This window comes from Telmatospirillum siberiense (assembly GCF_002845745.1).
GTDB classification, from domain to species: Bacteria; Pseudomonadota; Alphaproteobacteria; order Rhodospirillales; family Magnetospirillaceae; genus Telmatospirillum; species Telmatospirillum siberiense.
Genome location: NZ_PIUM01000020.1, coordinates 39,042 through 62,956, shown reverse-complemented (window position 1 = coordinate 62,956; position 23,915 = coordinate 39,042). Strand labels below are relative to the sequence as shown.

Below are 23,915 nucleotides of genomic sequence, written 5' to 3'. Positions count from 1 at the left end.
ACGCCCGACGCGGTCATGCGCAGCGGCGAGGGAGCATAAGGTCGGTCATGGCAAGAATTGGCATCGTCGGCGCCGGAGCCTGGGGAACCGCCCTGGCGGCCACCATGAGCCGGGCCGGGCATGACTGCGTGTTGTGGGCCCATGAGACGGAGGTCGTCGAAGGCATCCGCGACAACGGCCACAATCCTTTGTTCCTGCCCGAAATCGCCTTGAACGGGGTTGCCGCCACCGGCGATCTGGCGGCGGCGGCCGATGCCGACGCGGTCCTCCTGGTGGTGCCGGCGCAATTCCTTCGCGCCCAATGCCGCCGGTTGCGCTCCCACTGGAAAGCCGGCGTGCCGGCGGTGATCTGCGCCAAGGGGGTCGAGACCGACAGTTTCGCCGCGATGAGCGAGGTGGTGGCCGCCGAATTGCCGGAAGCCCCGCTGGCCGTGCTTTCCGGGCCGACCTTCGCCGTCGAGGTGGCGCGCGGCCTGCCCACCGCCATTACGCTCGCCTGCGCCGATGCCGCCATCGGCCGGCAATTGGTCGACTGGATCGGCACCGCCAGTTTCCGTCCCTATCTGACCGACGACGTGATCGGCGCCGAGGTGGGCGGGGCGGTGAAGAACGTCCTGGCCATCGCCTGCGGGGTGGTGGAGGGCCAGGGGCTTGGCGACAACGCCCGCGCCTCCCTGATCACCCGCGGCATCGCCGAACTGATGCGCCTCGCCGTGGCCAAGGGGGCCAGGGCCGAAACCTGCATGGGGCTGTCCGGCCTCGGCGATTTGATTCTCACCGCCTCGTCGCAGCAGTCGCGGAACTATTCGCTGGGCTTCGCGCTGGGCGAAGGAAAAAGCCTTGCCGACATCCTGGCGTCGCGCCGCTCGGTCACCGAGGGCGTGGCGACCGCCGCCGCCGTCGGCGGGTTGGCCGCCAAACTGGGCGTCGAGCTGCCGATCTGCGCCGCCGTCGCCGGCCTTCTGCATCAGTCCCGCGGTATCGAGGAGACGATCCGCGATCTGCTGGCCCGCCCGTTCCGCCATGAATTGGGCTTCCTTGGGGAAGGCCGCCCTGCCACCTGATTTCCAACCCAGTCCAGGAGAGGTTTCATGCAGTTCTTTGTTCATTGCTTTGACAAGCCCAATCACCAGGAGGTCCGCCTGGCCAACCGGGCGGCGCATCTGGAATTCATCAAGGCGAACATCGAGAAGGTGCTGATCGGCGGGCCGACGCTGACCGACGACGGGCAAGGCATGACCGGCAGCGTCCTGGTCTTCGACGTCGCCGACCGCGCCGCGCTCGACGTGCTGCTGGCCCAGGATCCCTACGCCAAGGCCGGTCTGTTCTCCAAGGTCGAGGTCTCGGTCTACAAGAAGGTCTTCCCGTAAGCTGACGGCATTGCCAGGCGGGCACCGGCAGGGACGCCCATCGGCGCTAACTTAAGGCCTCTCTCCCGCGGACAAGCGGGAGAGCGGGGGTGGCCGCATCCCGCATCTTGCCGGATCCGTGGCGCCATTATCGGGAACACAGATGAACGGGATGAACACAGATAAGCACAGATGAGCTTTTTCTTTATCTGTGCCCATCCGTGTTCATCTTGTTCATCTGTGTTTCTCTGGAAAGGCGTTGGGAGACAGTGTTCTCCCTCTGGTTTTCGCTTCGGATCTTGCCCGATTTCCCCCTCCCGCTGACGCGGGAGAGGGCTTATTTGGGGCTTAAGCTAGCGCATATGGGCAGGGATGCCGGTGCCACTTGGGGCTCGTCAGGCCTTCGGGCGTCTGCTCTTCAGATCGCCCTCTTCCCTTTTCGCGCTCGCGTGACCATTTTGGGGGTTCAACGGAGGGTCTTGCATGGCGTATTGGCTGGTGAAATCGGAACCCGGACATTGGTCCTGGGACGATCAGGTGAAGCACGGCACCACCCATTGGGACGGGGTGCGCAACTATCAGGCGGCCAACAATCTGAAGGCCATGGTGCCCGGCGATCTGGCCTTCTTCTATCATTCGGTCAATGAGAAGCGCATCGTCGGCATCGTCGAGGTGACGCGAACCTATTATCCCGATCCCTCCGACCCTTCCGGGCGGTTCGGCATGGTCGACGTCAAGGCCGTGCGCCCGGTGCCGACACCGGTGTCCCTGGATCAGATCAAGACCGATCCCCGGCTCAATCATCTGGCCCTGGTCCGCCAGTCGCGCCTGTCGGTGATGCCGGTGGACGACGAGGCCTGGGCCTTGATCTGCGCGCTGGGTGGCGTTTCCGGGTGAAACGGGCGCTGTGCCGCCTGGACGAGCTTGAGGATCCGGGCAGCGCCGCCTTCACTTTCGGCGAGGAGGATCTGCGCCGGGCGGGATTGATCGTCCGGCGCGGCGGGAGTGTCTTCGCCTATCTGAACAATTGCCCGCATAACGGGAGCCCGCTCGACTGGCAGGCCGGGCGGTTTCTCGATCTCGATCGCCGTTTCATCCTGTGCGCCACCCATGGCGCCAGCTTTCGAATCGAGGACGGCTTCTGTCTGGGCGGCCCCTGCGCCGGAAAATCCCTGACCCCGGTTCCGGTGACTCTGGCCGATGGAACGGTCTGGCTCGAGGATTTTTAGACCCTTCCCTATGACATCGGTAACAGTGCGAAATCATTATGAATTCGCAATCTCCGGAAAGTTGGTAGGGTTGTTAATCATCTTATGATTGCCCATACTCTACATGACAAATGAGACGAAGGGCCGACCGCGGAGCAGCGCTTGCGGATCCTCGAGAACGCGCCCGAGCAGCCATAAGGGAGGCCTCCGTGACGACGACCGACAACACCTTATTTCCGGTGCCCGCCGATTTCGCCAAATCGGCCCTCATCAACGACGACACCTACCAGAAATGGTATGATCGCTCGATCACCGACCCCGAGGGTTTCTGGGGCGAGCATGCCAAGAGGATCGACTGGATCCGGCCGTTCACCAAGGTGAAGGACGTCTCCTTCACCGGCGACGTGCATATCAAATGGTTCGAGGACGGGACGTTGAACGTTGCCGCCAACTGCCTGGACCGCCATTTGGACGAGCGCGGCGATCAGACGGCGATCATCTGGGAGGGCGATTCTCCCGACGAATCCGAACATATCACCTATCGCGACCTGCATGAGCGCGTCTGCCGCCTAGCCAATGCCATGGAGGGGTTGGGCATCAAGAAGGGCGACCGGGTCACCATCTATCTGCCGATGATCCCCGAGGCGGCGGTGGCCATGCTGGCTTGCGCCCGCATCGGCGCCATCCATTCCATCGTCTTCGGCGGTTTCTCGCCGGACAGCTTGGCCGGCCGCATCCAGGACTGCGATTCCAACGTTCTGATCACCGCCGACGAAGGCCTGCGCGGCGGCCGCAAGGTGCCGCTGAAGGTCAATGCCGACAAGGCGCTGGAAACCAGCTGGAGCGTCAAGCATGTGATCGTGGTGAAACGGACCGGCGGCGACATCCACATGGTCTCGGGCCGCGACTACTGGTACCATGATCTGGTCGCCAAGGCCTCGCCCGAGCATAAGCCGGCCGAGCAGAACGCCGAGGATCCGCTGTTCATCCTCTATACCTCGGGCTCGACCGGCAAGCCCAAGGGCGTGCTGCACACCACCGGCGGCTATCTGGTCTATGCCGCCATGACCCATCAATATGTCTTCGACTATCACGAGGGCGACGTTTATTGGTGCACCGCCGACGTCGGCTGGGTGACCGGCCACAGCTACATCGTCTATGGACCCTTGGCCAACGGCGCGACCACCTTGATGTTCGAAGGCATTCCCAACTATCCGGACAGCTCGCGCTTCTGGCAGGTGGTCGACAAGCATAAGGTCAATATTTTCTATACGGCACCAACGGCCATCCGCGCCCTGATGCGCGAGGGCGAAGGGCCGGTCAAGAAGACCAGCCGCCAGAGCCTGCGCCTCCTGGGTTCGGTGGGCGAACCGATCAATCCGGAAGCCTGGCTCTGGTATCATTCGGTGGTCGGCGACGGCCGTTGTCCGATCGTCGACACCTGGTGGCAGACCGAAACCGGCGGCATCCTGATCTCGCCCCTGCCTGGCGCCACGGCCCTCAAGCCCGGTTCGGCGACCAAACCCTTCTTCGGCGTCAAGCCGATGATCGTCGATGCCGCCGGCGGCGAGCTGACCGGCGCGACCGAGGGCAATCTCTGCATCACCGACGCATGGCCGGGCATGATGCGGACCGTCTACGGCGATCATGAGCGTTTCGTGCAGACCTATTTCTCGACCTACAGAGGGTATTATTTCACCGGTGACGGCTGCCGGCGCGACGAGGACGGCTATTACTGGATAACGGGGCGCGTCGACGACGTCATCAACGTCTCGGGCCATCGCATGGGAACGGCGGAGGTCGAATCCGCCCTGGTGGCGCATCCCAAGGTGGCCGAGGCGGCGGTGGTCGGCTATCCGCACGACATCAAGGGCCAGGGCATTTACGCCTATGTCACCCTGGTCAACGGGGTCCATCCGAGCGAGGACCTGCGCAAGGAGCTGGTCGGCTGGGTCAGGAAGGAGATCGGCCCGATCGCCTCACCCGATCTGATCCAATGGGCGCCCGGCCTGCCGAAAACCCGTTCGGGCAAGATCATGCGCCGCATCCTGCGCAAGATCGCCGCCAACGAATATGACGCGCTGGGCGATATCTCGACCCTGGCCGATCCGACGGTGGTCGAGGATCTGGTCGACAATCGGATGAACCGGGTCTGAGGACGGTTCGCGCAAGTTTCGATGAGGATGACTCATCGAAACTTGGTCTGGCCCGTTGAGGGCCCGCGCCATCGTTGGCGCGAAGCCAAGGGATACGGATGTATCCCGCCCGGCGATTGAGGGCTCGGTGATCGGAACCGATCACCGAGAGTACATAATTATTCCTTAAACACCGCCGCGCCGGACCTGCTCCAGCAGGCCCATCACGCCCTGGTCGATCATCCTGAAGACCGTCTCGAAGCCTTCGTCGCCGTAATAGGGATCGGGGACTTCCATCTCCCCGGCCTCGCTTGCGAAGCGCATCAACAGTCCGATGCGGTGCGACAGGCCGGGCGGGCAGAGTCTGCGCAAGGTTTGTTCGTGACCCCGTTCCATCGCCGAAATGATATCGAAGGCGGCGAAGTCTCCGCCTTCGATTTTCCGCGCCCGCAGGTCGGAAAGGTCGATGCCGTGGGCCAGGGCGGTGGCCACGCTGCGGGGGTCCGGCGGTTCTCCGGTGTGGTATCCGTGGGTGCCGGCCGAATCGACCTCGACCCGGTCGGCCAGTCCGGCTTCGGCGGCGCGGGCGCGCAGCAGGCCGTGGGCGGTGGGCGAGCGGCAGATGTTACCCGTGCAGACGAAAAGAACCCTGACCAAGAGAAGCCCCCGAATCCATTCCCCGAAGCGGCATTTCCAGCATATGGGGGGGCCGCCGTCAAATGGGAGTCGACAGCATGGTCGGTATGCTGAACATGTCGACGATGACGACGCGTTCGATGAACTTGGCCGCCGATCCGGCAATGCGGATGCGGTCCCGGTAGCGCCCGACGCTGAACAGCCGGCCGACGCCGTCGGGGTCGGTCTGGTAAAGGGCGTAGCTGCTGGTGACGCTTATGGTGCCGTCCGCCTCGGCTTCGAGCGCCGGCAGCCCGGCGACATGGCAGTCGCGATGGGGGTTGGTGACATTGGCTTTGCGCAGAGAAAGAACCCTGTCGCGCAGCATGTTCTTGTTGTCGCACTGGAAAAGGGGAAGGGGCAGTCCCCGGGCCACGTTTTCGCGGGACAGAATCCGGTAGACGGCGGTTTCCTCGAAACACTCCACCCAGCTTTCGAGCTCGTCCTCATCGAGGCGGAGGGTGGCGGCGGCCAACAGATCGGTGACGGCGTTCCGGTTTTCGATGGAGATCATCGCGCGGCTCCTTCCACCGTTTCGACGTCGAAGCCCATCAATTCGCAGTAATAGGCGTAGAAGCCCCTGATCGGCACCTCGCTGACCAGGTTGGGCTGATCGGCGATCGGTCCCTTGCCGCCGATTTCGACCCGGGCGTGACCGTCCCGTTCCGGGAGGGTCGTGCGATGAACGATCTCCACCGCCTCGCCGTCCTCCATCGAGATATATCCGCCGGGGCCGCAGAGATTGGATTGGCGCAGGCGGTGGTCCTCCATGGCCGGATCGTCGTCCTGGTAGCCGAAATAGGTCCAGTAAAGCTCCATCTCATCGGCGCCATAGGTGCGGATCTGCCGGGTGCACAGCGAATTGGCGATCTGCTGGAAGACGCAATTGGGAAAAACCGAGAGAATGACCAGGGTGACCGGATCGGGAAATTCCTTGCGGTTCTGCAGCATCCGCATGTCCTGCAGGCGGTAGCCCTTTTGATAGACCTTGTCGGTGTCGCCGTAACCGCCCTCGGCCTCGGCGTCGTCGGTGCCCAACTGGTTGTAGGTGATGTTGTGCCGATGGCGCGCGTCCATCTTGGCGCCGCCGATCTGGCTCAGGCGATAGAGCCCGAAGGTGGCGTGGAACATGTGCAGCAGTCCGCCGTGGTTGGGATCGCGGACATTGTCGTTGTAGAGCTTCCAATTGCCGGCGATGCGCTGGCGCTGATAGCCCAGAATTTTGATCGGCTTGGCGAACAGGCGATCGAGCTCGGAGATCACCGTGGGGCCCAGATAATCGGCCAGGGGCTCGGCGTGGCGGGAAAAAGTGCCGAAGATGACGCCCTTATGCAGCTCGACGACGAGTTCCTCGAGATGGATCGCGCCGCGATCGAAATCGGCCGGCAGCCCTCCCGCCCCTTTCACGCCCTTGGGGAAGGGCACGCCGCGCAGACTGCCGTCCAGGCCATAGGACCATTGATGGTAGACGCAGATATGGGACTTGGCGTTGCCGCAGGGCTCGCGCCGCAACTGGGCGCCGCGGTGCATGCAGCGATTGACGAAGGCGTGGATGCGGCCGTCCATGGCCCGGGTAACCAGAATTGGCGTTTCGCCGAGCCGGGTGGTGAGAAAATCCCCCGGTTCAGCCAGTTCGGCGGCCAGACCCAGGTAATTCCAGGTCGGTCCGCGGAACAGGCGTTCCTGCTCCCGCCGGTAGATCGCCGGATCGTGATAGACGGCGAAGGGAACGCGGGAAAAATCGGCGGCCGGCCAAACGATGTCCCTGTCGCTCATGAGGCGCTCTCCGTGCCATCGATAAACTGTATACAATCTACTATTACCAAAATCCTTTCTGGCCGGGCAAGGAAAAAATTTTATCTCTTATAAAATTTGAATTAACATACTTATATAACTGCATATTTTGTTATGATACCCGGATGGTTGAGGTGACGTGGGGGAGGTTATTCCGCTGATTTCCGGTTGTCGGCAAGGAAAAAATTGCATACGTTTTCACGCGAAGCCGTTGCGCATCCTGCCCGCCCGAGAGAAAGGCCCGATCCATGAGCGATTCCGTCCACGGCACGGTTCTGTTGGGGAAAGTCATCGACGGCAGCCTGAATCCGCCGATCGAGCGCGGCGCCGTGGTCTTCGAGGGCGAGTCCATCGCCTGGGTCGGCCCGGAGCCGGCGCTGCCGGAGCGCTATGCCGGTCCGGACTACCGCCGGATCGCCGGTGCCGGACGCAGTATCATGCCCGGTCTGATCGACGCCCATACCCATGTCGCCTTCGGCGAGGCCCGTTCGGAAGAGGAGCTGGCTCTTTACACGCCGGTCGAATACCGGACGCTGAAAGCCGCCTGGAACGCCAAAAAGATCTTGCAGGCGGGGGTCACCAGCGCCTTCGACGCCGCGACCACCTACAACATCGCCCAGAACCTGCGCGACGCCATCGACGCCGGCCTGTTTCCCGGACCGCGTTTCGCGGTGTCGGGGCGCCAGCTCACCACCCATCAGGGCCTGGAAGACTCCTTTCCCAACGAGATGGCCTTTCCGCCGGGCCAGGCGGCGGTGCTGATCAAGAGCCGCGACGACTTCATCGAGGCGATCCGCTATCAGGTGAAGGACCGGGTCGACGCCATCAAGGTCTCGGGCTCGAACGACAATCTGATCACGCCCGACTCCCTCGACAATTCGGCGATCAGCGACGAGGAATATGCCTTGATCGCCGCCGAATGCCACCGGCTGGGGCGCCTTTGCACCGTTCATGCCCGGACCCGGGATTCGGTGCTGGGTGCCGCCAGGGCGGGATTCGACGTGATCTTTCATGCTTCCCACATCGATGAGGCGGGGATCGAGGCCTGTCTCGCCGGCGGCGCGGTGATCACGCCGACCCTGACCCTTCTGGTCAATCTGATCGAGGCGGGCGAGGTCATGGCCGGTGTTTCCGGGATCGACGCCTTCAAGCGCGAGGTCGAGGCGGCCGTTGCCAATCTGCCTAAGGCCTTCCGTGCCGGCGTGCCGTTCCTTTGCGGCTCGGAAAGCGGCTGGTCGCCGGTGCCCTACGGCGAATGGCATGCCCGGGAACTGGCGATCTTCGTCGAGCTTTTGGGCTTTTCGCCGCTGGAGGCGATTCATTGCGCCACCTTGGGCGCGACCGGCGTCTTCCGGCGTTTCGGCGAAAAGATCGGCAAGCTGGAGGCCGGACGCCATGCCGATATTCTGGTGCTCGACGGCGATCCCACTGCCGACATCAGATTGTTAATGGATCGAAACAAAATTCTTCATGTCTTCAAGGGCGGCGAGGATGTCGATCTGACACCGCCGCCGCCCCGCAAGAAGGAATGGTATTTCGAGCGGCACAAGATCTTCCTGAACGGCCGTCTGCACTATGATCCGGCGACCCGCGGCCGGTTCATCACCCCCTGACCCCGAGATCATAGGGAGTTCCATGGAAGCTTATGTTTATGGCGAGAAACGGATCCTGCCGGATGGTTTCGCCGACTACGCCGATCCCGCCCGGACCGCCGTGGTGTCCATCGACATGCATGCCGGCCATCTGTCGGAACGCCGGGATTGCCCCTGTCCGGCGCCCCGCATGCGCGAAATCGTCAAACCCGTCGATGCCTTCCATGCGGCGGCCCGCTCCCTCGGCATACCGGTCATTCATGTGCGCAGCGTTCTGCGCAAGGGCGGCGTCGACGATGTGAAGGGCATCCCCTCGGCCTGGCGGCGGACGTTTCCCCTGTTGGTCGGGCCGATCCCCAATTCCAACGACCATGCCATCGAGGGATCGCCCTGGAACGAATTCGTCACCCATGTGGCCGCGGACGACCTGATCGTCAGCGGCAAGAAGCGCCTGTCCGCCTTTTATTCCACCGATCTCGACCTGCTGCTGCGCAATCTCGGGGTCAGGATCATCGTGTTGACCGGCGGCATGACGGATTGCTGCGTTTTGAATACGGCCTTCGATGGCGCCAATCGCGATTACCGGGTGATCGTTCCCCCCGACCTGGTGCGCGGCACCGATCCCTCCCTCGAGGCCGGCGCGCTCGCCATGATGTCCATCCATCTGGGGCTTGTGATGGAGTCCGGGGAGCTTCTGCGCGTCTGGCGCGAGGCGGGGAACGGGGGCCCGAGCAAAGGCTGACGCAATTGCGTCAGCCGCCGATTTTGTATACGATTTATGGAAATACCTATTAAAAATAGAAGAATCATGGATATAGATCATCCGGAAGTAAATGTATTGCAGGCGGAGTTCCGTGCCCTTCCGGACGTTCTCTATCAGTCCTTGCGCGAAAGCATTCTGAACGGGTCGCTGCCGCCGGGCAGCGAATTGCGCCAGGAACTGATCGCCAAGCAATTCGGCGTCAGCCGGGTTCCCGTCCGCGAGGCGTTGAGCCGCCTGCAGGCCGAGGGCCTGATCATCCTTCGCCCACGCCGGGGTTTCGCCGTCACCTCGCTCGATCTCGCCGAAATCATCGAGGTTTTCGAACTGCGCATGGTGCTGGAACAGCATGCCCTGGAAACCGCCACCCGTCTCAGGACCGAAAGCGACGTCCTGGCGGTGGAGGCGCTGTTGACCGCGATGGAATCCCTCGACCCCCAGGCCGAGGGCTATCTTCCGGCATGGCTCGATGTGAACCGCGAATTCCACAATCGCCTGATCGCCAGCGCCCGGCGTCAGCGCCTGAGCACGCTTACCATCAATCTGCGCGACACCATCGAACCTTATGTCCGCATCGAGAGCTATTTCACCGGACAGGTCGATGACGCGGCGGCGGAACACCGGGCCCTCTTCGCCGCCTTCAAGGACCGCGACGCCACCCGGGCCGGCGAGATCAGCCGCGATCATTGCCTGGGGTCGATGAACCGTCTGGTCGACAGCATCCGCCGGCATGGCCTTTCGCCGGTCATGATGACGCCGAAGAAATCCCGCCGCGCCCGCTGAGGCGCTGGGATACATTTGGCCAAGTGGTTCTCCTCCGGATGGTTCCGGTGCGGCCCGGCTTTTGATTAACCACCAAGGCACCAAGTCACCAAGGCGGCGGAATGTGCCGCAGGCATTTTCCCGTCCTTTCGTCGGATGATCGGGGGAATGCCTGCGGCGCGAGTTCGTAATCATCCGTCGCATCGCCCTCAGGAAACACGTTGGTGTCTTGGTGTCTTGGTGTCTTGGTGGTTCAAAATATCCTGTGGCAGCTTTTCATGCCGGAGGTACCGAACGCAGCCGCTATCGCCGTTCCTCGCGCACATGGGGGCGGCCCAGGGCGCCCGGTTCGTCGAGGTCCGCGCCGCCTTTCCCGCGTCCCGCCCAGACCATCACGGCGATGGTGACGAGGTAGGGGGTCATCAGGATGAAATATTGGGGAACGCTGATCCCCGCGGCGGCGATGCGCGGCACCATCGATTCGATGCAGCCGAACAGCAGCGCTCCGAACAGCGCCCGCCAGGGCCGCCAACGCGCGAAGATGACCAGGGCGACGGCGATCCAGCCGCGTCCGCCGGTCATTCCGCCGAACCACATCTTGGTGCCGCCCACCGCCAGATAGCCGCCGGCCAGACCGATCAGGGCCGATCCGGCGACGACCGCCAGCACGCGGTAGCGGGTCACCCCGAGGCCGGCGCTGTCGGCGGCTTCCGGCGCTTCGCCCACGGCCCGCAGGCGCAATCCCGTCATGCTTTTGAAGAGGACGCGGTGCACGCCGTAGAAGATCGGCAAAAGGGCGTAAACCAGGCCATCCTGCTGGAAGAGCGCGTGGGTCCCCGCCGGCAGTTCGGAAAGCGGCCAGACGATCAGCTTGCCCAATCCGGAGATCGGGTGATTTTGCCATTCGGCCAGAGTGCCGAGCAGGCTGGTCAGCCCCTGGCAGAAAAACACCACCGCCAGTCCCGCGATCACCTGATTGACCCGCAACAGCACCACCAGGCCGGCGAACAGCAGACCGACCGCCATCGCCGCCAGGACGGCGGCCGGCAGCGCGACCCACGGCCGGTCGGCGATGGCCAGGCTGGCGCCGATGCCCGCCAGCGCGCCGACCAGCAGCAACCCTTCGGCCGTCAGATTGAGCACGCCGGCCCTTTCGCTGACGATCAGGCCGAGGGCGGCCAGGGCGTAGGGCAAGGCGGTGGCGGGCACGCCGCCCGCCCAATTGACGATGAATTCGCAGATAGCCATCAGGCCACCCAGCGCAGGCGGTGACGGATCAGGAATTCCGAGGCGGCGACCGTCATCACGATGATGGCTTCGATCAGTTGCACCATGGAAAAAGGAATTTGATAGAAGATCTGCAGGCTTTGTCCGGTCACGAAGAGCACGGCGATCAACACCGCCACCATCGCCGCGGCCAGGGGATTGTTGCGGGCCAGAAAGGCGATGAGGATCCCTGAAAATCCGTAGCCGTCGAAAAAGGACTGGGTCAGCCGGCCCTCCTGGACATCGGTGATGATGAAGCCGCCCCATCCGGCCAGGGCGCCCGACAGCAGGACGGAGGCCAGCATCACCGCGCGGACCGGTACGCCCAGGGCGCGCGCGGCGCCTTTGTTCTCGTGAACGAAGCGGATGTAGAGCCCGAACCGGCTCAGCGACAGCAGCCAGAAAACGGCGACGGTCGCCAGCAGGGCGAGAAGCAGTTCGCCGTGGATCGGCCAGCCCCAGTCGGGCAGGCGTTCGAAATCGCGGAATTGCGGCGAATGGGGGAATGAATCCTTCGGGTCCTGCCAGGCGCCGTACAGCAGATCGAGCAGCAGATAGAGGGCCACGTAATTGAGCAGCAGGGTGGAGATGATCTCGTTGACCCGGAAGCGCTCCTTCAAATAGAAGGCGAGCCCCGACCAGGCGAGGCCGGCGGTGGCCGCCGCCGCCAGCATCAGCGGCAGACGGACGCCGGGAGGACCGAAATCGAAGACCGACAGGGCGGTTGCCGCGATCGATCCCCAGATCATCTGCCCTTCCAGGCCCAGGTTCCAAAAGCGCGTCCGAAAGGCCACCGATCCGGCCAATCCGACCAGAACGAGCGGTCCGGCCTGGGCGAGAACGGCCTGCCGGCTGGCCGGATCAAGCAGCGTCTGGATGACGAATTCGCTGAGCAGCTCCCCGAAGGGGACGCCGGCGGCCACCAGGATCGCGGCGGAGACGAGGATCCCGATCAGCGCCGCGCCCACCAGGATCAGCATCTGGCGACCCATCGCCAGATTGGTGCGGATTTCCAGATTGAGCCGGCCTGCGGGCAGGAAAGACGGGCTAGCCATGATCCACCATGGCGCGGCCGATCGCCTGACGGTCGGCGGGGGCGTCGAATTCGGCGACGATGCGGCCCCGGCTCATGACGCCGATGCGGTCGGCGAGGCCGATCACCTCGTCCAGGTCGTCGCTTACCAGAACCACGGCGTTTCCCCGGGCGCGGGCGGCCAGCAGCCGTTCATGCACCGCCGCGCAGGCCCTTGCGTCGAGGCCCCGGCTGGGGCCGTGAGCGACGATCAGGACGGGATCGCCGGCCAATTCCCGCGCCAACACCAGTTTCTGGGCATTGCCGCCCGACAACAGGCCCGCCCTTTGTTTCAGGCCGCGCACGCCCTGCACGTCGAAAGCGCGCACCGCGGCGGCGGCGGCCTTCGCCATGGCCTTGCGGTCGAGCCATCCCCAGGGACCGTAACGGCCGGCCATGACGCCGGCGACCGCGTAATTGTCGGTGATCGACAGGCCGCCGGCCAGCGCCTGGGCGTAGCGGTCGGCGGGAATCGCCGCCAGTCCGCCGGATCGCCGGATCGCCGGCGGCCGGTCGGCGATGTGCCCGGCGCCCGACATCCAGATATCGCCGGCGGCGACCGCCGTGGTTCCGGTCAGGGCGCCGACCAGTTCGCTCTGTCCGTTGCCGCTGACGCCGGCGATGCCGTAGATCTCGCCGGCGCGCACTTGGAAGCCCACCCCGTCGAGCGCGGTCCGGCCCGTCTCATGCTCGACACGCAGGCCGGCGACGATCAGGCGCAACTCGCCGCGTGCGGTTTTTTCCCGAACCGGCGAGGGCAAGGCAACCCCCACCGTCAATTCGGTCAATTGCGCGGTGCTCATGGTTTTCGGATCGCAGGCGGCGACGTGGCGTCCGCCGCGCATGATGGTGACGCGGTCGGCATAGCGGGTCACCTCGCGCAGTTTGTGAGTGACCAGCACCACGGCGGTTCCCTGGGCGGCCAGCCGGCGCATGGTGGTCAACAGGCCGTCGGCCTCCTCGTCGGTCAGCACCGCCGTCGGTTCATCCAGGATGATGATGGTGGCGCCGCCGAGCAGCACCTTGACGATCTCCACCCGCTGCTGTTCGGCGACCGACAGGCTGTCGAGCCGGCGGTGGGGATCGACGACGAAGCCCAGCATATTCGTGCAGAAGGCGATTTCCCGCTCGATGGTCTCGATGCCCCGGGAAAAGCGCCCGCGAGGGTTGGCCAGAAGAATGTTCTCGGCCACGGTGAAGGGTTTCACCAGGTGGAAGTGCTGGTGAACCATGCCGATTCCCTGCGCCGTCGCCTCGCGCGGGCCGCCCAGGCGCTGTTCGCGCCCCCCGATGAGGATCCGCCCGCCATCCGGGGCGTAAAGGCCGGCCGCCACGTTCATCAACGAGGATTTCCCCGCGCCGTTTTCCCCCAGGAGGGCGTGGACCTCACCCCGGCGGAGGGTGAAGTCGGCACCGTCCAGCGCGGCGAATCCGGCGAAGGACTTCCGGATCGCCCGCAGTTCCAACACGCTGTCCATTGCTTTTTCAGAACTCCCGCCGGGCTGCGCTGTCAGGGGTCATCTCTGCGTGATGACGCCCGGAACGAACCAGTCCATCTTCCAGAGGTCGCCATCGGCCAGCACCTTGCCCGCCGGCACGCGCTCCTTGCCGTCACGGTCGCTGAGCGGCCCGGCGAAGATCTGCTTGCCGTCGAGCAGGGCCTGGCGCTCGGCCATCACCTTGTCGACCGCCGGCTTGGGCACGGCCGGGCCGCAACAGGCGATGTCGGTCCCGCCTTCCTTGATCGAGGGGAAGGCGCCGAACGGCTCGGGCGTCCAATTGCCGGCGCTGATGGTCTTCAGTTCGGGAACCAGGAACTTGCTCCACACCCAGACCGAGGAACAGAGCGTCGCCTTGGGGGCGAATTCCCGCATGTCGCGATGATGGCCGGTGGCGTAGACGCCCCGCTCCTGGGCGACGATCTGGGGCATGGGGGTGTCGACATGCTGGCCGATGACGTCGATCCCCTGATCGATCAGGGCCTCGGTCGCGGCGCGCTCCTTGACGGGATCGTTCCATGCGCCGGTGTAGACGACGGTCAGCGTCGCGTTCGGATTGACCAGCCTCGCCCCCATCTCATAGGCGTTGATCGTCCAGTTGACGACGCCGAACGGATGGGCGGCGACGAAACCGAGCTTGCCCGATTTGCTCATCGCGCCGGCGACCATGCCGCAGAGATATTGGCTTTGGTAGGTGCGGCCGTAGAAGGATTGCAGATTGGGGCCGTTGGTGGTCCCGGCGGCGTTGAGGAAAACCACTTTGGGATATTTTCCGGCCAGTTCCTTGAAGGTGTCCGAATAGCCGAAGGCCGTGCCGATGATGACGTTGTAGCCCCGCGCGATCAGCTTTTCGGCCGCCGGACGGATCTGCGCGGCGTTTTCCGGCACCTTTTCGACGTAGGGGATTTTCTCGTCCATCGCCTTTTCGATGGCCCCCCGCGATTCCTCGAAGGATTGGGTCCAGCCGCCGTCGTTCTTGGCGTCGAAATAGAGGAAGGCGACCTTGGGCTTGCCCTCCAGGGTGAAGCCGTCGGCCAGCGCCTGCGATGAGAACCCCATCAGGACGAGCCCTGCGGCGAGGCAGCCGCGCAACCACCGTGATCCCATTTGCCATCTCCTTTTGCGTCGAGGTGTAAGCGTGCGATCTTCCCGACGGAGGTTTCCTCCCCCCGGAGGCATCGTATGCGAGCTATTCGAGCATGTGATTGATGCGAAAGACGTTCTGCTCGGGATCCAGGAGTACGGCCTGATACCAGTTGTAGTAGGTCTTGTAGGGAGCCTTGACCAGCTGCGCGCCCCTGGCGACGGCGACAGGGGTCAGGCCGTCGACCTCGCCGGGCGAGGCGACGTCGAAATTGAGCAGGAATTTGACGCCGCTGGGCGAGGAGAAGGCTTCGAGCTTCAGCAATTCATAGGCGTCGAGGGCATTGAAGCCCAGGGCGCTGCGCCCGGTGTCGAGCCCGCGGAAGATGGGCGAACGGATCGCTTCGATCTCCTTGAAGCCGAACAGATCGGCATAGAAACCGCTCAAGGCCACGATGTCGCGGGCGAAGACGTTGACATAGGAAAGCTCCGGCATGACTTACGCTCCCTCCACCAGGCCCGCCCCGAAGGTGGTCTGCTTGACGAATTTGCTGCGCAGATGATCCCCCGAGGTGACGGGCGGATATTTCGCCGGACGGTCGGGGCTCCGGCAACCGGGCAGGCATTCGACCAGGGCGTCGTAATTCGGCTGATGAAAGAAGACCAGCGACTGGCGACGGCTGTCGCCCGCCCGGTCGACCGGCGGATTGACCACCCGATGAAGGGTGGAGGTCCAGAGATCGTTGGTCCATTGCATCATGAGATCGCCGATGTTGACGACAAAGGCGTCGGGAACGGCCGGAACGTCGACCCACTCGCCTTCCTTGTTGAAGACCTGCAGGCCGCCGGGACGATCCTCGATCTTGACGATGGTCAGGCTGCCATAGTCGGAATGGGCGCCGGCGCGCATCTGACCCGGCAGCGGCGGTTCCGTCTGCGCCGGATAGTTCAGCACCCGGAACATGCTGATGTGCCGGTCGATCTTGTCTCCGAAGAAGTCGGCATCGAGGCCGAGGGAAATGCCGAACAGGCGCATCAGCGTGGCGGCCAGTTCGGACATGGCTTCGAAATAGGCGCTCCAGGACTCCCGGAAATCGGGAATTTGCCCCGGCCAGAGATTGGGGGCGAAGTGCGGCCCGGCGGCGGGCCCGGTGAAATAGGCGGTGTCCGGAACGTCGATCGGGCCGATGGAAAAGGATTCCTTGAGATCGCCGGGGGCCTTTTCATCCAGGCTATAGGACAATCCCTCGTCCCCCACGGCGCTGTAGCCCCGCACCTGATCTTCGCGGGGGCGCTTCAAGGCCGTCTTCTCGGCCGTGGGCAATTCGAAAAAGTCCCGCGCGGTCCGCTCGACGCGCTCGATGAGCGTTTTCGGCACGCCATGCCCGGTGATGACGAGGAAACCGATGTCGCGGCAGGCCTCTCCCACGGCGCGGGCCACGGCCAGCCGGCCCTCCGGCGAGGACGCCGCGGCGATATCGATCACGGGAACGGCCATCAAGGTCATCAGAGCACCTCGTCAATAAATGCCGATTGTATTCAATTTAACCACAGAGAAAATATACATTATTTATCAGTGTATTAGCCTGAACCCACCACCGCCTCCACCTCCAGCAGGAAGTCCTCCTTCACCAGGCGATCGACGATCAGCAGGGTGTTCGGCGGATAGAGGCGGTTGGGGAAAAGACCGGGAAACAGGGCGGCGCGCAAGGCCATGAAACGATCGATATCCTGGGAATGAACCAGATAGGTGGTGAATTTCACCACGCTGCGGAAGTCGCCGCCGATGCCCTGCAGGACAACCGCCAAGTTCTTGAAAACCTGATGAAACTGGGCTTCGAAATCGCCTTTCCCAACAACGTCTCCGTTGGTTCCGACGGCCAGTTGCCCGGCGACGAACAGAAGGGATCCGCCGCTGACCCGGGTGGCGTGGGAATAAAGGCCCTGGGCCGGCGGAGCATTCGACGGATTGAGGTAATCGATCTGGCTCGGCATCGCGAAACCCGTGCTTGGTGAAAATCGAATTGAACGATAACGTCGATTGTATAAAATCGGCAATAGGTAAATTACAATGATTCCAAAAGATCATTCGGTCCTGTCATTGCCGGAAACCGTCTATCGGGGTCTGCGCACCGCCATCCTGAACGGCGTCTATCCTCCCGGGCAGATGCTGCGCCAGGAGGATATCGCCCGCCGTCTGGGCGTGAGCCGGGTTCCCCTGCGCGAGGCCCTGGCCCGTCTGGAGGCGGAGGGCCTGGTGGTCCTGCATCCGCGCCGGGGATATGCGGTGCTGTCCCTGGATCCCCGCGAGATCGGCGAGGTCTTCGCCCTCAGGGCCCGGATCGAGGAACATATGGCCGCCGTCGCCACGGCCGAGCGAAGCGACGAGGACATCGCCCAGGCGCGCGTGCTGCGCCGCCAGATGGCCAATGCGGCGACGGCCGGCCTGGCGGCGGCCGAGTCCTGGTTCGAACTGCATATCCGGTTTCACGACGTTCTGCTGGGGCTGCCGGACCGGCCGGTCATTCACCGGATCGTCAACGGCCTGCAGCGGATGGTGGAGCCTTATATCCGCGTGGAATCCCGGCTGACGGGAGATCTCGACCAGGCGGAGGCCGAACACGACCGCCTCCTGGAAGGGTTCATCGCGGGCGATGCCGCCGGGGTCGCCGCCCTGACGCGGGAGCATGTCGATCATACGGCGGCGCGTCTGCTCGACGGCCTTGAGCAATGGAGGTCGTGATGAGGCTGAGGGAATTCGAGATCGATGTCCTGGGCATCCCGGCCCGCTGCTGGGAAGGCGGGCACGGCTTCCCGCTTCTGCTTCTGCATGGCTCGGGAGCGGGAGCCGCCAGCCTGGGCACCTGGGCCCACGTCTTCGAAGCCCTGACGGCGCGCTACCATGTCTATGCCAGCGATCTGATCGGCTTCGGGCGGTCCGGACGAAAAACGCAAGCCCCCTTCTTCGATATGGCGCTTTGGGAGGCCCAGCTCGACGCCTTGCTGGCGGTCGTTCCGGAAGAGGAGGTCGGCGTGGTCGGCCATTCGCTGTCGGGAGCGCTCGCCTTGCGCCTGGCCGCCCGGGAACGGCGGATCACCAGGGTGATCACCACGGCCACCATGGGCTGGAGTTTCGCCGAAACGCCCCATACCCAGCGCTGCTGGACCTTTCCGGAGACCCGGGACGATCTGAGGAAGACCATGGAGGCCCTGACCTTTGATCACGCCGGCATCACCGAAAGCCTGCTGGACGATCGGATGAGCCTCCTGCACGACGGCGTCTACGGACCCTATTTTCGGGCGATGTTCCACGGCGACAAACAACGCTACATCGACGAGGCGGCGGTCCCGATCGCCGATCTGGCGCGAATCGCCTGTCCCGTCCTGATGATCCATGGCCGTAACGATCTTCTTTTTCCGGCCGAGGGCACGACCCTTCCCCTGTCCGCCCATCTGCCGCGGGCCACCGTGTTGCTGCTGCCCGGCTGCGGCCATCTGCCGGCCCTCGAACATCCGGGAATTCTTTCTGATCAGATCATCAGTTTCCTCAGCCGGTGAAAAGACCCTTGACCATTGGAAGGGCCGGGACCAGAACGGCCCTGTCTCGGAAAATCTCGGATATTAAGGACAAGCGATGGGCCAGGGTTCGATCGTCATTTTGACCGGTGCCGGCATTTCGAAGGAAAGCGGTCTCGATACCTTCCGCGACGCCGACGGGATTTGGAACAAGGTCGGCATCGAGGACGTCGCCACTCCGGAAGGGTTCCGCCGCAATCCGGCATTGGTCCAATCCTTCTACAACGACCGCCGCCGGCAGTTGGAATCGGGCGAAGCGTTGCCCAATCCCGCCCATCTGGCGTTGGCGCGGCTGGAAGAGGAGTGGGACGGCGACGTGGCGGTGGTCACCCAGAATATCGATGACCTGCACGAGCGCGCCGGCAGCAAGCGGGTGCTTCATATGCATGGAGAACTGCGCAAAGGCCGCTGCCAATCCTGCAACGCCGTCTTTACCTGGTCGGGCGATATGGGCGCGGACAGCATCTGCCCGTCCTGCCGGAAAGCCGGCGCCCTGCGTCCGCACATCGTCTGGTTCGGCGAGATCCCGCTCGACATGCCGCAGATCTTCGAACTGCTCGACCAATGCGGCCTGTTCCTGTCGATCGGTACCTCGGGCAACGTCTATCCGGCCGCGGGATTCGTCAGCCATCTGCGGAGCAAGGGACTGGCCCGGACCGTCGAACTCAATCTCGAGCCGTCGCAGGGCGCCACCATGTTCCACGAAACCATCTACGGTCCGGCCAGCCAGGTCGTCCCGGAGTTCGTCGCCGATCTGCTGAACCAGGGTTAACCCGCAGACGGTTCCGGCGGATCGGACAGCGGCTCCTCGCCGGCCTTGCCGGGCAGCATGAGCCAGGGCAAACCCGACAACGCCGCCGAAAACAGGATCGGCATGCCCAGGCGGTAGGCCGAGATAAACATCAGCAGCCAGACGACCACGCGGCCCCGGATCGATATCCGTTTGAGGCTCGCCGAAAGGCCGGCAAGGCGCCGGCCGGCGGCGAAGGACGAAGAAGGGATCGGTGTCTTTTCGTTCACGCTCTGGCACCATGCTGCTTTTCCAGGCATCCTAGACGAAAGAAAGGGCCGAGGGGAGAGCCAGTGATGGACGGGCCGGTGACGAACGGGGGAAAGCGTCCGGATCTTCGGCGTTTCGGCGAAGACGTCCTGTGGGCGGCAGGATATCTGATCTTCTACATTTTGCTCGATTGGATCAGTTATATCGAGCCTTACGGCACATTGGACATCACGCCCTGGAATCCGCCGCCCGGATTGAGTCTGGCCTTTCTCCTGCTGAGGGGACTGCGCTTCTCGCCGTTGCTTTATGTGGCGGCCCTGCTGTCCGATGCCGTCGTCCGCGGCTTCGCCGCACCCATCGTTCCCACCCTGTTCGCCGATCTGCTGGAAGCCACCGGTTACGCCGTGACCGCCTGGCTGCTGCTCCGGGTGTTCCGCATTTCGCCGCGCCTGCAAAGTCTGAAGGACGTGGCGACGCTTCTGGGGCTTCAGGTTCCCACCGCGCTGATCGTCGCGGCCGGCTATGTCGGCATCTATCATTGGGGCGGCGTCATTCCCACGGAGGATGTGGGGGTCACCATCCTGCGCTTCTGGATCGGCGACATGATCGGCGTGGCGATCTTCGCGCCCCTGTTCCTGTCCCTGGGCCAAGCCCTGCCGCCCGGCGAGGCGGCGCATAGCTCGCCCTGGATCAATCTTTTGCAGGGGTTGAGCATCCTGCTTTCCCTGTGGATCGTTTTCGGGGGCGATCTCGCCCAGCATCCGACGCTTTATTATCCGCTGTTCATGCCCCTGGTCTGGGTGGGCGCCTGGCACGGCCTGAGGGGGGTCACGGTCGCCCTGTTCGCCACTCAGATCGGCATGATCGTCGCCATCCAGGAGGCTCATCTGACGGCCGAGGTGCTGACCGAGGTGCAGTTCTTCCTGCTGGCCCTGTCCCTAACCAGCCTGCTTCTGGGCGCGATCGCTACCGAGCGTCGCCGCGACCGGGCGGCCCTGCGGGACAGCCGGGCGCGCCTGGAGACGATCGTCGCCGTGGTGCCCGAAGGCGTGCTGATCCTTGACGGAGACGGCCGGATCGAATCGGTCAACCGAGCCTTTGAAACCTTGTCCGGCCGTCTTTCCGCCGCCCTGTCCGGCAAGCCGGCGGCGGAGCTGTTTCCCGAACTGGCGGGCTTTTTCGATGAAGGCGGCGAAGCGGTCTTAAAACGTCCCGATGGCGGGGCGATCCCGGTGGCGCTGTCCGTCGGCCGTGCCGAGCTTTGCCGGGGCGATCTCAAGGTCGTGTCGCTGCACGATCTTTCGGGTCACCGGATCCCGACCCGTTGAGCCATCCTTGAGGGGAGCGCCTTAAGGCTTCTCCCGTTGCCTCTGGTTCCCCAACGGCATGAAAGGAACCCCCGGATATTTTGAACCACCAAGGCACCAAGGCACCAAGGCGTCTTTCGGACCATCCGGTGACGGCCAATCTGCGCCGCAGGCATTCGTCCGACAGCCGATGACAGGACGGGAAAAGGCCAGTGGCACACTCCGCCACCTTGGTGTCTTGGTGCCTTGGTGGTTGATCAAAAGCCGGAGCGCACCGAAACCATCAGGATGATGAAGACCATCTGGCCAATTGCCAAATGTCCACACATTCTAACGGTCTTTGAGGCGTCGGCGCAGCAGGATCTCGGTGCTGCCTTCGGTGATCAGTCCGGGCAGTTCGCTGACCGGCTGGAAGTTCAGGCGCCGATAGAAGGCGCGGGCGCTTTCGTTGAAATCGCTGACCGTGGTCCACAGATTGGCGGAGATCAGGCTTGCTTCCGCCGCCACCCAATCGACCGTCTGCCGGCCGAGGCCATGACCTCGGCCGGCGGGCAGCAATGCCAGCATCTCCAGGAAGGGGCCGCGCAGCCAGGGGGTACGGACGGCGACGATGCCCGCCAGGGAGGAATGTCTTTCGATAGCGAAACGAAAGAGCGCCGGGTCGGGCCGGCGCAGATATCCGGACAGGGCATCGGCGGTCTGGCCGAGCCGGTGATAGGGATCGAAGGCGGCGCACAGGGCTCCCAACCGTTCCGCCTCGCCCTCGGCCAGGGGGCGCAGGACGAGGTCATCGGTGAGGAGGTGGGTGCCCGGGGCGAAAGCGTCCCGGGTGGCGGTCAGGGTCATGGCAATTGGGCGTCCAGCCGGGTGAAGCGGAAGCCGTGTCCGCGCAGTTGTTCGACGATGGCGGGCAGCGCCTCGCCGGTGGACCAGCCGCGTCCATTGATATGAAAGATCAGAATACTGCCCGGTCTGGTCTTGGCCAAAACCCAGCGGGTCAGTGCCGAGGGCGTGAGATCGCGGACGGGATCGCCGCTGGGGAAGCTCCAATGCACCACCTTATATCCGAGATCCTCGACATCCTTGAGGGAGCGCGGTGAAACATTGCCCGCCGGAAAGCGGAAATAGCGGCTGTGCCGGCCGGTGATCCCGGCCAGCAGGGCGTCGTTCTCCTCGACCTCGCGGCGGATCGCAAGATCGTCCAGCCGGTCCATGTGATTGTCGTGGTTTAGCGAATGGTTTTCGATCTCGACGAAATCCAGGTGGGACAGCGCGGCCAGGCTCTCCGCGTTGTGCCGGGCGAAACGACCGCTTACGAAGATGGTGAAGGGGATTTTCTCGCGCACCAGATAGTCGCTGATCTTCCGGTCGAGGAGGGTCGGCGTCCTGGTTTCGCAGGCGTCGAAGGTCAAGGCGACCACCGGCTCGTCGGTAGGCAGTCGCGTGATGACATCGGCCCCCGCCACGTCGGCGCAGAGCGCGCAGAACGCGGCCGAAAGCAGGCCCCTAGAAATCCAGGTCGGCATAATGTTTCGGAGGCGGAATGCCCGGCAGATGATCGCTCAGCAGGGGGCGGAAACTGGGTCGCGACTTGATGCGGGCGTACCAGTCCTTGGCCTGGGGAAAGGCGTCCCAGGGAACATCGCCGATGTAATCGACGCAGGAAAGATGGGCGGCGGCGGTGATGTCGGCCAGGGAGAAGGTTTCGCCGGCCAACCATTTACGCCGTTCGACCAGCCAGACGATGTAATCGAGATGTTCCCGGATGGCGCCATAGCCGATGCGCAGCAGATTTGAATCCGGACCGCCGGGAATGCCGATCTGACGCTTGAACACCTTCTCGCCGACCAGGGGAATGGTCACGTCGCGGTTGAACTTGACGTCGAACCAGCCGACGAGACGCCGTACTTCGGCGCGGACCAGCAGTTCGGTGCCAAGCAGGGGCGGTTCGAGATGACACTCGTCCAGATATTCGGCGATGGCCGTGCAATCGGACAGGACCGCTCCGTTGGAATCAACCAGGACCGGAACGTCACAGGCCGGATTGAGGGCGGCGAGATCGGAGGATTCTTCCCAGGCGTTCTCCGCAACCATCTCGAAGGCCAATTTTTTTTCGGCCAGAGCGATACGGACTTTTCGGGAAAATGGGTCGAGCCATTGGTGGTGCAACGTACGCATGGCGACTATTTAGCCGAGCAGAGGGCCCTCCTGCAAAGGATTATGGTATGACGAGACGAAAAGGGACACCGTTTCGTCGCACGCGGCGCATTTTTGAAGTTCCGACGCCATTGCGGGCAGTGTTCCGATCGTTTCCGAAGTTCAAGACTCCCGCGACCGAAGCACTTCGAACTTCGGAAACGGAATATCGGGCCGGTTTCAACCGCCTTTTTCCCGCCATAAGGGTCGTGATCTATATCATAATCCTCGGTAATCCAGATCGAATGGTGGGATTTGATGAAATCGATAAGATCGCTGGCGGTTGCCTCGGCGCTGTCTTGCCTGATGTTGGCGGGCTGTGTCGCCCATCGCGCCGGTCCTCCGCCTCCCCCCCCTCCGGCCGTCGTCTATATTCCACGGCCACCGCCGGCCGAAATGGTCGAGGCAATGCCGCCGCCACCCGACCCGCGTCCGATCTGGGTCTGGCAGAAGGGCCATTGGCGCTGGGACGGCCGTGAATATGTCTGGCATCCCGGCCATTGGTTCGAACGTCCGCCCCATGTGGCCGAGTGGGTGCCTCCTCATTGGGAGCAGCATGCCAACGGATGGTTCCTGATCGAAGGCCATTGGCGTTAGTGGTCCGACCCAGACGCTTGGTCCCCAAGCGTCTGGGTAAGCCC

The 23,915-nt window shown here is 63.7% G+C and carries 27 protein-coding genes; 13 read left to right on the top strand and 14 right to left on the bottom strand.

Annotation, left to right across the window (positions count from 1 at the left end; genetic code table 11):
• The first annotated feature begins 35 nt into the window (after positions 1-35).
• The 5 genes from CWS72_RS16490 to acs all read left to right on the top strand — a co-directional run bounded on the left by CWS72_RS16490 (position 36) and on the right by acs (position 4,713).
• Complete coding sequence (locus CWS72_RS16490; RefSeq protein ID WP_199175738.1) at positions 36-1,064, top strand: NAD(P)H-dependent glycerol-3-phosphate dehydrogenase; 1,029 nt, start codon at positions 36-38, stop codon at positions 1,062-1,064.
• A gap of 27 nt (positions 1,065-1,091) precedes the next feature.
• Complete coding sequence (locus tag CWS72_RS16485; RefSeq protein WP_101251726.1) at positions 1,092-1,370, top strand: YciI family protein; 279 nt, start codon at positions 1,092-1,094, stop codon at positions 1,368-1,370.
• Positions 1,371-1,832: 462 nt separating this feature from the next.
• A complete protein-coding gene (locus CWS72_RS16480) occupies positions 1,833-2,246 on the top strand; it encodes an EVE domain-containing protein (protein WP_101251725.1) in 414 nt (137 codons plus the stop codon).
• On the top strand, positions 2,243-2,578 hold the full coding sequence (locus CWS72_RS16475; RefSeq protein ID WP_101251724.1) for a Rieske (2Fe-2S) protein: 336 nt from the start codon (positions 2,243-2,245) through the stop codon (positions 2,576-2,578). Before CWS72_RS16480 ends, CWS72_RS16475 begins: the two co-directional genes overlap by 4 nt.
• A 188-nt stretch (positions 2,579-2,766) precedes the next feature.
• Complete coding sequence (acs, locus tag CWS72_RS16470) at positions 2,767-4,713, top strand: acetate--CoA ligase (protein WP_241911761.1); 1,947 nt, start codon at positions 2,767-2,769, stop codon at positions 4,711-4,713.
• A gap of 165 nt (positions 4,714-4,878) precedes the next feature.
• Here acs and CWS72_RS16465 read toward each other — a convergent pair whose 3' ends face one another.
• Genes CWS72_RS16465 through CWS72_RS16455 form a run of 3 tightly spaced genes read right to left on the bottom strand, consistent with a single transcriptional unit; the run spans position 4,879 to position 7,143 of the window.
• Complete coding sequence (locus tag CWS72_RS16465; protein ID WP_101251722.1) at positions 4,879-5,349, bottom strand: low molecular weight protein-tyrosine-phosphatase; 471 nt, start codon at positions 5,347-5,349, stop codon at positions 4,879-4,881.
• Between the two features lie 58 nt (positions 5,350-5,407).
• A complete protein-coding gene (locus tag CWS72_RS16460) occupies positions 5,408-5,881 on the bottom strand; it encodes an aromatic-ring-hydroxylating dioxygenase subunit beta (RefSeq protein WP_101251721.1) in 474 nt (157 codons plus the stop codon).
• A complete protein-coding gene (locus CWS72_RS16455) occupies positions 5,878-7,143 on the bottom strand; it encodes an aromatic ring-hydroxylating oxygenase subunit alpha (protein ID WP_101251720.1) in 1,266 nt (421 codons plus the stop codon). The genes CWS72_RS16460 and CWS72_RS16455 overlap by 4 nt, the downstream gene beginning before the upstream one ends.
• 266 nt (positions 7,144-7,409) lie before the next feature.
• Here CWS72_RS16455 and CWS72_RS16450 point away from each other — a divergent pair, with 266 nt between their 5' ends.
• The 3 genes from CWS72_RS16450 to CWS72_RS16440 all read left to right on the top strand — a co-directional run bounded on the left by CWS72_RS16450 (position 7,410) and on the right by CWS72_RS16440 (position 10,296).
• Positions 7,410-8,774 (top strand): metal-dependent hydrolase family protein, encoded by a 1,365-nt coding sequence (locus CWS72_RS16450; protein WP_101251719.1) that lies wholly within the window; start codon positions 7,410-7,412, stop codon positions 8,772-8,774.
• A gap of 22 nt (positions 8,775-8,796) precedes the next feature.
• Positions 8,797-9,495: a cysteine hydrolase family protein gene (locus CWS72_RS16445; protein WP_101251718.1), complete on the top strand. Its 699-nt coding sequence runs from the start codon at positions 8,797-8,799 to the stop codon at positions 9,493-9,495.
• A gap of 66 nt (positions 9,496-9,561) precedes the next feature.
• Positions 9,562-10,296 (top strand): GntR family transcriptional regulator, encoded by a 735-nt coding sequence (locus tag CWS72_RS16440; RefSeq protein WP_158240689.1) that lies wholly within the window; start codon positions 9,562-9,564, stop codon positions 10,294-10,296.
• 282 nt (positions 10,297-10,578) lie between these two features.
• Here CWS72_RS16440 and CWS72_RS16435 read toward each other — a convergent pair whose 3' ends face one another.
• From CWS72_RS16435 to CWS72_RS16405, 7 genes are all read right to left on the bottom strand, one after another.
• Positions 10,579-11,523 carry an ABC transporter permease gene (locus CWS72_RS16435; RefSeq protein ID WP_101251716.1) on the bottom strand — a complete coding sequence of 315 codons (945 nt, stop codon included), beginning with the start codon at positions 11,521-11,523 and terminating at the stop codon, positions 10,579-10,581.
• On the bottom strand, positions 11,523-12,596 hold the full coding sequence (locus CWS72_RS16430; protein ID WP_101251715.1) for an ABC transporter permease: 1,074 nt from the start codon (positions 12,594-12,596) through the stop codon (positions 11,523-11,525). The genes CWS72_RS16435 and CWS72_RS16430 overlap by 1 nt, the downstream gene beginning before the upstream one ends.
• Positions 12,589-14,091, bottom strand: coding sequence for an ABC transporter ATP-binding protein (locus tag CWS72_RS16425; RefSeq protein WP_101251714.1), 1,503 nt, complete (start codon positions 14,089-14,091; stop codon positions 12,589-12,591). The genes CWS72_RS16430 and CWS72_RS16425 overlap by 8 nt, the downstream gene beginning before the upstream one ends.
• Before the next feature lie 39 nt (positions 14,092-14,130).
• Positions 14,131-15,219: a BMP family ABC transporter substrate-binding protein gene (locus CWS72_RS16420; RefSeq protein WP_101251713.1), complete on the bottom strand. Its 1,089-nt coding sequence runs from the start codon at positions 15,217-15,219 to the stop codon at positions 14,131-14,133.
• Between the two features lie 82 nt (positions 15,220-15,301).
• Positions 15,302-15,691 carry a VOC family protein gene (locus CWS72_RS16415; RefSeq protein ID WP_101251712.1) on the bottom strand — a complete coding sequence of 130 codons (390 nt, stop codon included), beginning with the start codon at positions 15,689-15,691 and terminating at the stop codon, positions 15,302-15,304.
• Positions 15,692-15,694: 3 nt separating this feature from the next.
• The gene (locus CWS72_RS16410; RefSeq protein WP_101251711.1) at positions 15,695-16,702 is read right to left on the bottom strand and encodes an isopenicillin N synthase family dioxygenase; all 1,008 of its coding nucleotides are present in this window, start codon (positions 16,700-16,702) and stop codon (positions 15,695-15,697) included.
• A gap of 74 nt (positions 16,703-16,776) precedes the next feature.
• Positions 16,777-17,190, bottom strand: coding sequence for a RidA family protein (locus CWS72_RS16405; protein ID WP_101251710.1), 414 nt, complete (start codon positions 17,188-17,190; stop codon positions 16,777-16,779).
• A gap of 76 nt (positions 17,191-17,266) precedes the next feature.
• On the opposite strand from CWS72_RS16405, the gene CWS72_RS16400 reads away from it, so the two are divergent.
• From CWS72_RS16400 to cobB, 3 genes are all read left to right on the top strand, one after another.
• Positions 17,267-17,938: a GntR family transcriptional regulator gene (locus tag CWS72_RS16400; protein ID WP_101251709.1), complete on the top strand. Its 672-nt coding sequence runs from the start codon at positions 17,267-17,269 to the stop codon at positions 17,936-17,938.
• Positions 17,938-18,753 (top strand): alpha/beta fold hydrolase, encoded by an 816-nt coding sequence (locus CWS72_RS16395; RefSeq protein ID WP_101251773.1) that lies wholly within the window; start codon positions 17,938-17,940, stop codon positions 18,751-18,753. The genes CWS72_RS16400 and CWS72_RS16395 overlap by 1 nt, the downstream gene beginning before the upstream one ends.
• Positions 18,754-18,829: 76 nt before the next feature.
• Complete coding sequence (cobB, locus tag CWS72_RS16390) at positions 18,830-19,543, top strand: Sir2 family NAD+-dependent deacetylase (RefSeq protein ID WP_101251708.1); 714 nt, start codon at positions 18,830-18,832, stop codon at positions 19,541-19,543.
• Here cobB and CWS72_RS16385 read toward each other — a convergent pair.
• The gene (locus CWS72_RS16385; protein WP_101251707.1) at positions 19,540-19,791 is read right to left on the bottom strand and encodes a hypothetical protein; all 252 of its coding nucleotides are present in this window, start codon (positions 19,789-19,791) and stop codon (positions 19,540-19,542) included. The two genes, cobB and CWS72_RS16385, sit on opposite strands and share 4 nt — an antisense overlap.
• Before the next feature lie 66 nt (positions 19,792-19,857).
• On the opposite strand from CWS72_RS16385, the gene CWS72_RS16380 reads away from it, so the two are divergent.
• A complete protein-coding gene (locus tag CWS72_RS16380) occupies positions 19,858-21,099 on the top strand; it encodes an MASE1 domain-containing protein (RefSeq protein ID WP_101251706.1) in 1,242 nt (413 codons plus the stop codon).
• A 309-nt stretch (positions 21,100-21,408) separates the two neighbouring features.
• Here the strand turns inward: CWS72_RS16380 and CWS72_RS16375 are convergent, their stop codons facing one another.
• The 3 genes from CWS72_RS16375 to CWS72_RS16365 are packed head-to-tail and all read right to left on the bottom strand — an operon-like array spanning position 21,409 to position 23,256.
• A complete protein-coding gene (locus tag CWS72_RS16375; protein WP_101251705.1) occupies positions 21,409-21,924 on the bottom strand; it encodes a GNAT family N-acetyltransferase in 516 nt (171 codons plus the stop codon).
• On the bottom strand, positions 21,921-22,604 hold the full coding sequence (locus tag CWS72_RS16370) for a polysaccharide deacetylase family protein (protein WP_101251704.1): 684 nt from the start codon (positions 22,602-22,604) through the stop codon (positions 21,921-21,923). The genes CWS72_RS16375 and CWS72_RS16370 overlap by 4 nt, the downstream gene beginning before the upstream one ends.
• Positions 22,585-23,256: a glutathione S-transferase family protein gene (locus CWS72_RS16365; RefSeq protein WP_101251703.1), complete on the bottom strand. Its 672-nt coding sequence runs from the start codon at positions 23,254-23,256 to the stop codon at positions 22,585-22,587. Before CWS72_RS16365 ends, CWS72_RS16370 begins: the two co-directional genes overlap by 20 nt.
• 276 nt (positions 23,257-23,532) lie before the next feature.
• Between CWS72_RS16365 and CWS72_RS16360 the strand changes: the two genes are divergently transcribed.
• The gene (locus CWS72_RS16360) at positions 23,533-23,871 is read left to right on the top strand and encodes a YXWGXW repeat-containing protein (RefSeq protein ID WP_146002778.1); all 339 of its coding nucleotides are present in this window, start codon (positions 23,533-23,535) and stop codon (positions 23,869-23,871) included.
• The last annotated feature ends 44 nt before the right edge of the window (positions 23,872-23,915 follow it).

Coding starts and splice junctions, on each gene's coding strand:
- CWS72_RS16485 (WP_101251726.1), top strand. CDS start 1,092: ATGCAGTTCTTTGTTCATTGCTTTGACAAGCCCAATCACCAGGAGGTC.
- CWS72_RS16480 (WP_101251725.1), top strand. CDS start 1,833: ATGGCGTATTGGCTGGTGAAATCGGAACCCGGACATTGGTCCTGGGAC.
- CWS72_RS16460 (WP_101251721.1), bottom strand. CDS start 5,881: ATGATCTCCATCGAAAACCGGAACGCCGTCACCGATCTGTTGGCCGCC.
- CWS72_RS16455 (WP_101251720.1), bottom strand. CDS start 7,143: ATGAGCGACAGGGACATCGTTTGGCCGGCCGCCGATTTTTCCCGCGTT.
- CWS72_RS16450 (WP_101251719.1), top strand. CDS start 7,410: ATGAGCGATTCCGTCCACGGCACGGTTCTGTTGGGGAAAGTCATCGAC.
- CWS72_RS16445 (WP_101251718.1), top strand. CDS start 8,797: ATGGAAGCTTATGTTTATGGCGAGAAACGGATCCTGCCGGATGGTTTC.
- CWS72_RS16440 (WP_158240689.1), top strand. CDS start 9,562: ATGGATATAGATCATCCGGAAGTAAATGTATTGCAGGCGGAGTTCCGT.
- CWS72_RS16435 (WP_101251716.1), bottom strand. CDS start 11,523: ATGGCTATCTGCGAATTCATCGTCAATTGGGCGGGCGGCGTGCCCGCC.
- CWS72_RS16430 (WP_101251715.1), bottom strand. CDS start 12,596: ATGGCTAGCCCGTCTTTCCTGCCCGCAGGCCGGCTCAATCTGGAAATC.
- CWS72_RS16425 (WP_101251714.1), bottom strand. CDS start 14,091: ATGGACAGCGTGTTGGAACTGCGGGCGATCCGGAAGTCCTTCGCCGGA.
- CWS72_RS16420 (WP_101251713.1), bottom strand. CDS start 15,219: ATGGGATCACGGTGGTTGCGCGGCTGCCTCGCCGCAGGGCTCGTCCTG.
- CWS72_RS16415 (WP_101251712.1), bottom strand. CDS start 15,691: ATGCCGGAGCTTTCCTATGTCAACGTCTTCGCCCGCGACATCGTGGCC.
- CWS72_RS16410 (WP_101251711.1), bottom strand. CDS start 16,702: ATGACCTTGATGGCCGTTCCCGTGATCGATATCGCCGCGGCGTCCTCG.
- CWS72_RS16405 (WP_101251710.1), bottom strand. CDS start 17,190: ATGCCGAGCCAGATCGATTACCTCAATCCGTCGAATGCTCCGCCGGCC.
- CWS72_RS16400 (WP_101251709.1), top strand. CDS start 17,267: ATGATTCCAAAAGATCATTCGGTCCTGTCATTGCCGGAAACCGTCTAT.
- CWS72_RS16395 (WP_101251773.1), top strand. CDS start 17,938: ATGAGGCTGAGGGAATTCGAGATCGATGTCCTGGGCATCCCGGCCCGC.
- cobB (WP_101251708.1), top strand. CDS start 18,830: ATGGGCCAGGGTTCGATCGTCATTTTGACCGGTGCCGGCATTTCGAAG.
- CWS72_RS16380 (WP_101251706.1), top strand. CDS start 19,858: ATGGACGGGCCGGTGACGAACGGGGGAAAGCGTCCGGATCTTCGGCGT.
- CWS72_RS16375 (WP_101251705.1), bottom strand. CDS start 21,924: ATGACCCTGACCGCCACCCGGGACGCTTTCGCCCCGGGCACCCACCTC.
- CWS72_RS16370 (WP_101251704.1), bottom strand. CDS start 22,604: ATGCCGACCTGGATTTCTAGGGGCCTGCTTTCGGCCGCGTTCTGCGCG.
- CWS72_RS16365 (WP_101251703.1), bottom strand. CDS start 23,256: ATGCGTACGTTGCACCACCAATGGCTCGACCCATTTTCCCGAAAAGTC.
- CWS72_RS16360 (WP_146002778.1), top strand. CDS start 23,533: ATGAAATCGATAAGATCGCTGGCGGTTGCCTCGGCGCTGTCTTGCCTG.